The organism is Moorena sp. SIO4E2, from assembly GCF_010671945.1.
In the GTDB taxonomy this organism is placed as follows: domain Bacteria; phylum Cyanobacteriota; class Cyanobacteriia; order Cyanobacteriales; family Coleofasciculaceae; genus Moorena; species Moorena producens.
In genome coordinates this window covers 1-1,884 of the sequence record NZ_JAAHIE010001036.1, presented here as the reverse complement: position 1 = coordinate 1,884, position 1,884 = coordinate 1, and the positions used below count along the sequence as shown (strand labels likewise).

Sequence of the window (1,884 nt, the reverse complement as noted above, 5' to 3'; positions counted from 1 at the left end):
GTCCCCCACTATACACGGAGTGTTAGTGGTGGGATACATGGACTCCCCCAGCCAGACAGATAGAGAGGGTTCGACGCCCTCTCTATCTGTATTTACCATTGTCTTTTTCTGTGGTAAAATAAGATTATGTTAATGATGAACTATACATACAGGATTTACCCGAGCCAAGATCAACAACAGATCATCAAGGAATGGCTTGAGACTTGTAGACGAGTCTATAACTACTCATTAAGAGAGTTAAAAGACTGGATTGCAAGTCGTAAATGTCCTTAGGTGCGCTTTCCGTTGGCGAATTAAATTCGCCACGGGTCGCACCTGTGGATAGGTGTTCTTTGCAGAGTGAGTACATAATCCCTGCCGATACACCATTCCCCAGTTACCATCGTCAGCAAAACAATCTACCCAAAGCCAAGAAAACTAATCCGTTTATGTCAAGGGTGCATTCCCAGGTGTTACAGACAACCGTTAGAAGGTTGCATGACTCATGGGAAGCAATGAGTAAGCGAGGATTTGGTTTTCCAAGATTTAAGAAAAAGGGTCAATACAAGTCGTTTTTATTTCCGCAATTCAAGTCAAATCCAGTAGAACACGAACATATCAAGCTTCCTAAAATTGGCCTAGTTCCTATTCGGCTCCATCGAGAAATTCCTGTTGGATTCCAAGTCAAACAGGTCAGAGTTCTGGCTAAGGCTAGACAAACAGAATGGTATGTTGTGATATCAATTGCAATGGAAGTTGATATCCCAGATCATCCTGCCGTTGGTCGGGCAATAGGGATAGACCTTGGGTTAGAAAAGTTTCTGACAACTTCAGATGGTTTCACAGTTGAGCGTCCTAAGTTTTTCAAGCAACTGCAAGGTAAGCTGAAATTGCTACAACGTAGAGCAGCTAAAAAACAGAAGCGTTCTAACAACTGGGAAAAAGCACAACTGAAGGTGGCCAGATTGCATCACAAGATTGCCAACACTCGTAAAGACTTCCATCTGAAAACAGCACATTTGCTCTGTGACCAGGCTCAGACAATCTTTGCGGAAGATCTCAACACAATAGGACTCAATCAAGGAATGCTAAGGAAAGACTGCATTGATGCATCTTTTGGTCAATTCTTAGATCTCCTCAAATGGGTAGCTTTCAAACGTGGGTGTTACTTTCAGCGAGTAGACCCCCGTCGGACCAGTCAGACTTGCCCTGAGTGTCAGGCCACAGTGAAGAAAGATTTGAGGGTTAGAGAACATAAATGCAAGACATGCGGCTACACGACACATAGAGATCATGCAGCCGCTCAGATGGTGAGATGGCGAGGATTAGAATTAGTACCCGTGGACAATTCGGGAAATGGAAACAGCCTGTCAAGTAGTCGATCTGTCGGGGGAGAAATCCTAGATAAGTGGCTTTGGGCAGGAATACCTATTTGTGAGAATGGGAAGCCTACACTATACGCGAAGCGTATAGTGTAGGAGGATGTCACTCCCTATAGCTTTGATGAAGCGCTGCTGCTGTGCCAGGTTTCAGAAGACCAGTGGGTATCCTGGATTCCTGATCATGGTGAAGCAACGCTGCATATCAGTCAATTTTTCTGAGAAATATGACCCTTGGAGGCAAAAGGCTTGCAGGCACAATAATCGATTAGCCACCGCTAACAGGAGGAATCAGAACCACTTCATCCCCATCTTGCAAGGGGGTATCGGGGGGAACAAATTGTAGATTGATGCCAAAGCGGGTCACTTCACGCCATTGCTCCAGCTCTGGGTGTTCACTCAGTAAACGGTCTAACACCGCTGATACTGATGTTTGAGGGGGAAATCCCAACTGGAGTTCTGGCAAGCCATAGGTTTCTTGATAGGCAGCAAAAAGCTTGACTGTAACGGTAATTGATGGTTCAGA

General features: G+C 45.1%; 3 protein-coding genes. 2 read left to right on the top strand and 1 reads right to left on the bottom strand.

The genetic code is table 11. The features are described 5' to 3' along the window. Nucleotides 1–126 precede the first annotated feature (126 nt). Together F6K37_RS40305 and F6K37_RS40300 are read left to right on the top strand one after the other, a co-directional pair. Nucleotides 127–273, top strand: a complete 147-nt coding sequence (locus F6K37_RS40305; protein WP_324616699.1) for a helix-turn-helix domain-containing protein — start codon at nt 127–129, stop codon at nt 271–273. Further along, nucleotides 264–1,457 carry an RNA-guided endonuclease InsQ/TnpB family protein gene (locus F6K37_RS40300; protein WP_287256903.1) on the top strand — a complete coding sequence of 398 codons (1,194 nt, stop codon included), beginning with the start codon at nt 264–266 and terminating at the stop codon, nt 1,455–1,457. Before F6K37_RS40305 ends, F6K37_RS40300 begins: the two co-directional genes overlap by 10 nt. 169 nt (nt 1,458–1,626) lie before the next feature. Here the strand turns inward: F6K37_RS40300 and F6K37_RS40295 are convergent. Beyond that, the coding region (locus F6K37_RS40295) for a MoaD/ThiS family protein (RefSeq protein WP_287256901.1) at nt 1,627–1,884 on the bottom strand (258 nt) is incomplete at its 5' end.

Coding starts and splice junctions, on each gene's coding strand:
- F6K37_RS40300 (WP_287256903.1), top strand. CDS start 264: ATGTCCTTAGGTGCGCTTTCCGTTGGCGAATTAAATTCGCCACGGGTC.
- F6K37_RS40305 (WP_324616699.1), top strand. CDS start 127: ATGTTAATGATGAACTATACATACAGGATTTACCCGAGCCAAGATCAA.